Annotated in this window: 7 protein-coding genes; 1 reads left to right on the top strand and 6 read right to left on the bottom strand. The window is 57.2% G+C overall.

Annotated features, from left to right (window positions below; all coding sequences use genetic code 11):
* The coding region (locus KHU29_RS20680; protein WP_211455216.1) for a hypothetical protein at positions 1-332 on the top strand (332 nt) is incomplete at its 5' end.
* On the opposite strand, the gene KHU29_RS20675 is transcribed toward KHU29_RS20680, so the two are convergent.
* The 6 genes from KHU29_RS20675 to KHU29_RS20650 all read right to left on the bottom strand — a co-directional run bounded on the left by KHU29_RS20675 (position 319) and on the right by KHU29_RS20650 (position 7,777).
* On the bottom strand, positions 319-1,137 hold the full coding sequence (locus tag KHU29_RS20675) for a M55 family metallopeptidase (protein WP_211455215.1): 819 nt from the start codon (positions 1,135-1,137) through the stop codon (positions 319-321). The two genes, KHU29_RS20680 and KHU29_RS20675, sit on opposite strands and share 14 nt — an antisense overlap.
* Positions 1,138-1,157: 20 nt before the next feature.
* A complete protein-coding gene (locus tag KHU29_RS20670; RefSeq protein ID WP_211455214.1) occupies positions 1,158-2,189 on the bottom strand; it encodes a DmpA family aminopeptidase in 1,032 nt (343 codons plus the stop codon).
* Positions 2,189-3,094 (bottom strand): glutathione ABC transporter permease GsiD, encoded by a 906-nt coding sequence (gsiD, locus tag KHU29_RS20665; protein ID WP_343216084.1) that lies wholly within the window; start codon positions 3,092-3,094, stop codon positions 2,189-2,191. Before gsiD ends, KHU29_RS20670 begins: the two co-directional genes overlap by 1 nt.
* Before the next feature lie 8 nt (positions 3,095-3,102).
* A complete protein-coding gene (gene gsiC, locus KHU29_RS20660) occupies positions 3,103-4,023 on the bottom strand; it encodes a glutathione ABC transporter permease GsiC (RefSeq protein WP_211455213.1) in 921 nt (306 codons plus the stop codon).
* A gap of 170 nt (positions 4,024-4,193) precedes the next feature.
* Positions 4,194-5,747, bottom strand: coding sequence for a glutathione ABC transporter substrate-binding protein GsiB (gsiB, locus tag KHU29_RS20655; protein WP_211455212.1), 1,554 nt, complete (start codon positions 5,745-5,747; stop codon positions 4,194-4,196).
* Between the two features lie 167 nt (positions 5,748-5,914).
* A complete protein-coding gene (locus tag KHU29_RS20650) occupies positions 5,915-7,777 on the bottom strand; it encodes a dipeptide ABC transporter ATP-binding protein (protein ID WP_211455211.1) in 1,863 nt (620 codons plus the stop codon).
* Between the last annotated feature and the right edge of the window lie 23 nt (positions 7,778-7,800).

Genomic DNA, 7,800 nt, shown 5'->3' with positions numbered 1-7,800 from the left:
TGCTTGCCTTGAGCAATGGACAGAAATGCGCAATTTACTGCGAGAACCTTCGCGAAAGAAACGTCATTATCAGCAGGATCAATTCAGAGGAGGAAAGTTTGGTTAGCGCGTATGGGGGTAGCCCGGCGGCTACTCACTTTCTTTGCTTCGCCCCTAGCCGGGCGCCCGAAAGTAAGCAAAGAAAGGCGACCGCAAAGCCACTGCCTTCCCTTCGGTCAGATCCCCATGCGGACTTCAACTTCAAAAACAACTTCAAAAGCAACCGCAACCGCAACGGCAACCGCAACCGCAACTTCAAAAGCCGTTCTTTTTACACTGTTACCGCAGCATGAAAGACATGGCCGACAAACTGTTCAGTACCCGCACTGCGTATTGAACGGACGGCGCGGAAAATGTGAGGTTGACGCCGTCGATTCGCTCCAGTATCGGCAGCTGACAGAACAGATCGGCCAACGCCGGGCTGGTGGTTTGCAGCTTGCATGTAATGGTCGGCTGTAGGACGAAGGGGCTGCATGCTGCAATCTTGCCGACCGAAGCCTTCGCACCTTCACCCAACTTAGCCAGAGCGCTTTGCGGCGACAGCGATGTTCCACTGTTGGCGCCATCCGCAGTCTTGATGCTGACCAGCGTGGCTTGCGGAAACAGTGGTTGGTTCTCGGTCACGAAGACGTCGTCGCCGCTGCCGAAAATCACCGGTACGCCGAACTCGCCGGCGAGGGCGCCGTAGATGCCTGCTTCGCCTAGTTCTTGATCGTTGAGCCAGACGCGGGCGAATGCAAAACTGTTGATGGTGTGGGCCAGGATGCCGCAGCTTTGCGAGCGGCCGTGGTAGCCGACCATCATCACGCCGGCGACGCCGCTGTCGACACCGCTCATCATGCCTAGCAGGCGTGGCTTGCCGAGAATGGCGTTGGCGGCGGGGTGTAGCAAGTCGGGTAGCAGGTTGCGGAAACCGCCATGCGAGTCGTTCACCAGAATCTCGGTTGCACCGCCAGCCAGCGCGCCTTCGATTACGGCATTGGCTTCTGCTGTCATCAGGCGTCGCGCGCGTTCGTATTCGGGATTGCCGGCGCGGGTTTGTTCCGGATGGAATACACCGGCGACGCCTTCGATATCAACGGAAATAAGAATTTTCATTGTCGTTTATTTTTAAGAGACTAAGGCAGAGCGGCTGCCGCTTCACGCAAGGATTGGCGTTGATGGCCGTTACGGCCGGTGACGGCTTCTGCCGCAAATAGCGCATTGACGATGGCTTGTTCGGTGCTGTCGACTACTGCTTCAAACAGAGGATCGAGCAGGTTGTCGTGCAAGGACGAACTTTGTCGTATCGCTGTGTCGGGGCGGTAAGGCACGGTCTGCGCTGTGGAGAATGCCAGCGCCAGGTCGCCGCTGCCATGGCCGTAGATGGAGCCGGTGCGGCTCAGTCCGATGCCGCAGCGGGTCGCGAGTCGTCCCAGCTGCCGTGCGTCCAGCGGTGCGTCGGTTGCAATGATCATGATGATGGAACCCATCTCGGGAACGTCCGCTTCCGGTTGCCGCAAGCGCAATAATTCGGTTCCGATATGCCGGCCTGCCAGTGTCAGCGCCGGAAGTTTGCCAAAGTTGGACAGCACCAGTGCACCGACGCAATACTGGTTGCCGTCGATTGTTGCGAGGCGTGAAGCAGAGCCGATACCGCCTTTCAGGTCAAAGGATGACATGCCGCGCCCGGCGCCGACCGCGCCTTGGGCAAATGCCGGAGCAGCGGCGGCCAGCGCTTGCTGATAATGCTCGGCGCCGATCGCCATCGCCTGGATATCGTTCAGATAACCGTCATTGCATTCGAATACCAGCGGGTTGACCGTGGGGTCGCTACGTCCGATTTCCGGGTTGGCCTGGATCGCAGAAATAATCTGGGCCGTCGCCACGCTACCGACTGACAGGGTATTGGTTAGCGCAATCGGCGTTTCAAGCAGACCTAACTCCTGCACTTGCACCAGTCCGATGCTTTTGCCGAAGCCGTTGAACACCGTTGCCGCTGCCGGCACCTTGTCGCGAAACGGATCGCCCTGATGCGGGCGGATCACCGTCACGCCGGTTTGTAGTGCGCCCTCAGCCAGAGTGGCGTGGCCGACTGTGACGCCCGTGACGTCGCTGATGGCATTCAAGGGGCCGGCCGGTAACCGGCCGATGTGAGGAAGGGCAAGCATCAGCGGCGGTCGATCTTGGGATCAAGGGCGTCGCGCAAGCCATCACCCAGCAGGTTGAATGCCAACACTGTCAGGAAAATTGCCAGGCTCGGGAAAATCGCAATATGCGGCGCCGTCATCATGTCAGAGCGCGCTTCATGCAGCATCGCACCCCATTCCGGCATCGGCGGTTGCGCACCCATGCCGAGGAACGACAGGCTGGCGGCAGTGATGATGGAAGTACCGATACGCATGGTGAAATACACCACCACCGCCGATACCGTGCCGGGGAAAATATGGCGCAGGATGATGGTGCTGTCGCTGGCGCCGATGCTGCGCACTGCTTCGATGAAGGTCAGGTGTTTCAGCGCCAGCGTATTGCCGCGTACTAGCCGGGCAAAAGTCGGGATACTGAAAATCGCCACGGCGAAGACCACGTTCGTCATGCCGTTGCCGAGAATCGCCACAATGCCGATCGCCAGCAAGATACCGGGAAATGCAAACAGCACGTCGCAGATGCGCATGATGATGCGTTCTGCCCAGCCTTCGTAATAACCCGCAATCAAGCCGGCCAATGTGCCGATCACCGCCCCTACGGCCACCGATGAAAAGCCGGCGGTGAGGGAAATACGGGTGCCCATCAGGATGCGGCTGAAGATGTCGCGGCCCAGGGAATCGACGCCGAACCAGTGCGCCAGCGATGGTCCGGCATTCAGGGCGTCGTAGTCAAAATAGTTTTCGGCGTCATAAGGTGTCAGCCAGGGTGCTGCAATCGCCACCACGATCAGGAATAATACGAAACAGCCGGCCACGACGGCCAGATGCTGCTTCTTGAACTTGCGCCAGAATTCGCTCCAGGGAGTGCGGATGGTGTTCGGCAACGGCGCGGCAGCGATTGCGGCTACAGGATTGAGTGGAGTAGACACAGGCGGCCTCACTTGTAACGGATGCTAGGGTTGATGACGGCGTACAGCACGTCAACCACCAGATTGATGAAAATGAATTCCAGCGAGAACAACAGGATCTCGGCCTGGATGACGGGGTAATCGCGCATTTCGACAGCGTCGATCAGCAACCGTCCCATGCCGGGCCAGTTGAAGACGATTTCCACCACGATCGAGCCGCCCAGCAAGAAGCCGAATTGCAAGCCCATCATGGTGACCACGGGAATCAGGGAATTGCGCAGGCAGTGCTTGAGCACCACGATGGTTTCAGACAGGCCTTTGGCACGTGCGGTCCGGACGAAATCTTCCTGCAATACTTCAACGAAGGAGGAGCGGGTGAAACGTGCCATCACGGCAGCCACCGCGGCGCCCAGGGCCAGCGACGGCAAGATGTAATTACGCCAGCCGTCGGCGCCGATGGCAGGCAGCCAGCCGAGCTTGACCGAGAACAGTTCCATCAGCAGCATACCCAGCGCAAACGAAGGAAAAGAAATCCCCGACACCGCCAGCGTCATGCCGAGGCGGTCCGGCCATTCATTACGCCATACCGCGGAAACGATGCCGATGATCAGGCCGAACAGCACCGCCCACACCATGCTGGTGATGGTGAGCCAGAAAGTGGGCCAGAAACGTTCGGCAATTTCAGTGCTGACCGGACGCTTGGTGCGCAGCGAGTTGCCGAAATCGCCGCGCAGCGCTTTGCTGAAATAGTTGATGAATTGCTGGTGCATCGGCTGATCCAGGCCGAGATCCTTGCGGATCAGTTCGACCGTTTGCGAATCGGCTTCAGGTCCGGCTACCAGCCGTGCCGGATCACCCGGCAGCAGGTGGACAAACATGAATACCATGACCGCCACGATCAGCAAGGTCGGTATCAGGCCCAGCAGGCGTTTTAATACGTAAGGAAACATGGGGCACTCGGGTAATTGGTCAAATTGCGGCGATAGAATCTATTTGCTGACAATCTCTGCTGCGTCTAGGCGACCTCGTCATTCCCGCGAACGCGGGAATCCATCTTAGTTGCAATGTTATGCAGCAATGTGGATCCCCGCGTTCGCGAGGATGACGGACTGGCTGACGATTATTTCAATTCGATTTCATCGAAGTTGAACGAACCGTCAGGCATCACATAGACACCCTTCAGGTTCTTGCTACGTGCATACAACAGTTTTTCAGTAACCAGGAAAGCCCAAGGTGCATCTTTCCAGATTTCAGTTTGCGCATCTTTGTACAGCGCAGTCTTTTCCGTGCGGTCGGTGGTAGTCAGTGCTTTGGCGATATCGGCATCGACTTTGTCGTTCTTGTAATAAGCCGTGTTGAACAGCTTAGGCGGGAACGATTCCGACGCCAGCAAAGGACGCAGGCCCCAATCGGCTTCACCGGTCGAGGACGACCAGCCGGTGTAGTACATGCGTACCGGCGCGTTGGCGGCAACCGGTGCGCTCTCGACTTTCTCTACCCGTTGGCCGGCTTCCAGCGCCATGACCTTGGCTTTGATGCCGACTTGCGCCAGTTGCTGCTGCACGAACTGGATAATCTTCTGTGCGGTAGTGTGGTTATAAGCAGACCACAATTCGGTTTCGAAACCATTCGGATAACCGGCTTCAGCCAGCAGTTGCTTGGCCTTCTTCGGATCGTATGGCCAAGGCCCGGTTTTCAGCGCGTAGTCGACGCCTTGCGGCAGCACGCCATCCTGTGGCATGGCGTAGCCGGTGAAGGCTACCTTGACCAAGGCTTCCTTGTTGATCGCGTAGTTGATTGCTTGTCGTACTTTCGGATTATCGAAAGGCTTTTGCAGCGTATTCATCGAGATGTAACGCTGTACGATGGATGCCGACGAAATCAGGTCCAGGTTAGGTTTGGATTTCAGCAGCTCGGCTTGCTCGTACGGCAGCGGATAAGCGAATTGCGCTTCGCCGGTTTGCATGATGGCGCTGCGGGTATTGTTGTCGACCACCGGTTTCCAGGTGATGCTGTCGACCTTCGGATAACCCTTCTTCCAGTAGCCGTCGAACTTGCTGACCTTCAGGTAATCGGTCTGTTTCCAATCGTCGAACTTGAACGGCCCGGTGCCGACCGGATGGAAAGCGATATCCTTGTTGCCCCACTTCTTCAGCGCGGTCGGTGAAATCATCGCTGCGGAAGAGTGCGCCAGGGTATTGATGAAAGGCGAGAACGGTTCTTTCAAGGTGATCTTGACTTCGTAATCGTTGACGATGTCGACCTTGGAAATGCGGTTGAACAAATTGAAACGCTTGAGCTTGTTGTCCGGATTGATGACGCGTTCCAACACCATCTTCACTGCGTCCGACTTGAAGTCGGTGGCGTCCTGGAATTTAACGCCCTTGCGCAGGCGGATGGTGTAGATCAAACCGTCTTTGCTGACCTCATAACCTTCGGCGAGTACATTAACCAGTTTCAAATCCTTGTCGAAACCGAACAAGCCTTGATAGAAGGACTTGATGGCTGCCTGCGACAGCGTGTCGTTGCTGTCGTATGGGTCGAGCGTGGTAAAAGTCGAAGCCACTGCCAGCGTGACGTCTTTGGCGGCAAAAGCCTGGCCGGCTGCAAACTGAGCCGTCAGTGCAACGGCTGTGCTAGCCAGTACCTTGCCGAAATATCGAGTAGTGCGCATGTGTTACTCCCCTGGGTAATTTGACTTCGTCATTCCCGCGAAGGCGGGAATCCATGTTGAACTTAAAATGGATCCCCGCGTTCGCGGAGACGACGTAGAAAATGATTTATCAAAATAATTCGCAGTATTACTTGGACAACGGACAAACAAACAAAGCAAAAAAACACCTAGAACGCACCGGCAATCCGGTGAGTTGCAACAAAATGTCCCGGCCCCACCTGTTTCAGCGGTTCGACCACCGGCAGGTCGTCTATATTGCGGATCGGGCTGGGAATTTCTTCCGGCAGCATCTCGCGCTTGCGATGACGCTGGTTCGGATCGGCTACCGGCACCGCCGCCATCAGTTTCTTGGTATACGGATGCTGGGGATTTTCAAAGATCGCGCGGCGCGGGCCGATTTCAACGATCTGTCCCAGATACATCACGGCTACCCGATGACTGATGCGTTCCACCACCGCCATATCGTGCGAGATGAAAATGAATGAAATGCCCAGTTCCTGCTGCAGGTCGAGCAGCAGGTTGACGATCTGCGCCTGGATCGAGACATCCAGCGCCGATACCGATTCATCGGCGATCACAATCTTCGGATCCAACGCCAGCGCACGGGCGATGCAGATCCGCTGACGCTGGCCGCCCGAGAATTCGTGTGGATAGCGTTGCGCATGTTCCGGCAGCAGGCCGACCCGTTCCAGCAATGCCGCGACTTTCTCTTGCGCGCCTTCTGCCATGCCGTGCACCAGCAACGGCTCCATGATGGAATAACCGACTGTCAGGCGCGGATCCAGCGAAGCGAACGGATCTTGGAAAATGAATTGAATATCCCGCCGTAGCGAGCGCAAATCTGAACGTGGCAATTTGGCCAGATCGCGGCCGCCGAACTCGACGCTGCCGCTGGTGATGTCGACCAACCTTAGCAGCGACCGCCCGGTGGTCGATTTGCCGCACCCGGACTCGCCCACCAATGCCAGCGTTTCACCCGGATACAGGTCGAAACTGATTTGTTCCACTGCATGCACGCGCTGCTTGACGCGGCTGAAGATGCCGCTCTTGACATCGAAGCGGGTAGTCAGGTTGCGTACTTTCAGCAATGGTTGTTGCTGCGGATCGGCGCCGGGAATGCTGCGCACGATCTTGGCTTCCGCTTCCATTTCAGGGGTGATGATTGCTCCCGCAATGGCGATCCGCTCCGGCAGATCCGTGCCATGCATCGCACCCAAACGCGGCACCGCTGCCAGCAGGGCGCGGGTATAGGGGTGTTGCGGTGCTTCAAAGATTGCGTGCACATTGTTTTCTTCGACCTTCTCGCCGCGGCACATGACCACTACGCGATCGGCGATCTCGGCCACCACACCCATATCGTGGGTGATGAAGATTACCGCCATCTGCATTTCATCCTGCAGCGCGCGTATCAGTTGCAGAATTTGCGCTTGTATCGTCACATCCAGCGCGGTAGTCGGTTCGTCGGCGATCAGCAGCGATGGCTTGCAGGAGAGCGCCATGGCGATCATCACGCGCTGGCGCATGCCGCCGGAGAGTTGATGAGGATGACGATCGAGAATCCGTCTGGCTTCCGGGATGCGCACGATTTCCAGCATGCGCAAGGCCTCGGCGCGCGCTGCCGCCATGCTCTTCCCCTGATGCAGGCGTATCGATTCGGCGATCTGCTCGCCGACCGTGAAGACCGGATTGAGCGAGGTCATCGGTTCCTGGAAAATCATGGCGATTTCCGAACCGCGGATATGGCGCATGGTGCTTTGATCGGCACTTGCCAGGTCGATAACGCTACCATCGCGGCGTTGGAAATTCATGCTGGCGCCGGTGATCCTGCCGCCGCCATAATCGATCAGACGCATGATCGATTGCGACGACACTGATTTGCCCGAGCCGGATTCACCGACGATGGCCAGCGTTTCACCCGCATCGATATGGAAGGACAGATTGCGTACCGCTTCCACCTTGCGTTCGGAAGTGGTAAAGCCAACGCTCATTTGTTCCACCGTCAGTACCCGGCGGCCAGTTTGCTTGTTCATAGGATCGCTTTCTGCATCTTGCG

This window comes from Collimonas antrihumi, from assembly GCF_018304965.1.
Classification (GTDB): domain Bacteria; phylum Pseudomonadota; class Gammaproteobacteria; order Burkholderiales; family Burkholderiaceae_D; genus Collimonas; species Collimonas antrihumi.
The sequence above is the reverse complement of the archived record's forward strand: the minus strand, read 5'-3'. Positions and strand labels throughout refer to the sequence as shown.

What these genes read in the sequence shown, in the direction of transcription:
- KHU29_RS20670 (WP_211455214.1), bottom strand. Translation starts at nt 2,189, where the DNA reads ATGCTTGCCCTTCCTCACATCGGCCGGTTACCGGCCGGCCCCTTGAAT.
- KHU29_RS20675 (WP_211455215.1), bottom strand. Translation starts at nt 1,137, where the DNA reads ATGAAAATTCTTATTTCCGTTGATATCGAAGGCGTCGCCGGTGTATTC.
- gsiB (WP_211455212.1), bottom strand. Translation starts at nt 5,747, where the DNA reads ATGCGCACTACTCGATATTTCGGCAAGGTACTGGCTAGCACAGCCGTT.
- KHU29_RS20650 (WP_211455211.1), bottom strand. Translation starts at nt 7,777, where the DNA reads ATGAACAAGCAAACTGGCCGCCGGGTACTGACGGTGGAACAAATGAGC.
- gsiC (WP_211455213.1), bottom strand. Translation starts at nt 4,023, where the DNA reads ATGTTTCCTTACGTATTAAAACGCCTGCTGGGCCTGATACCGACCTTG.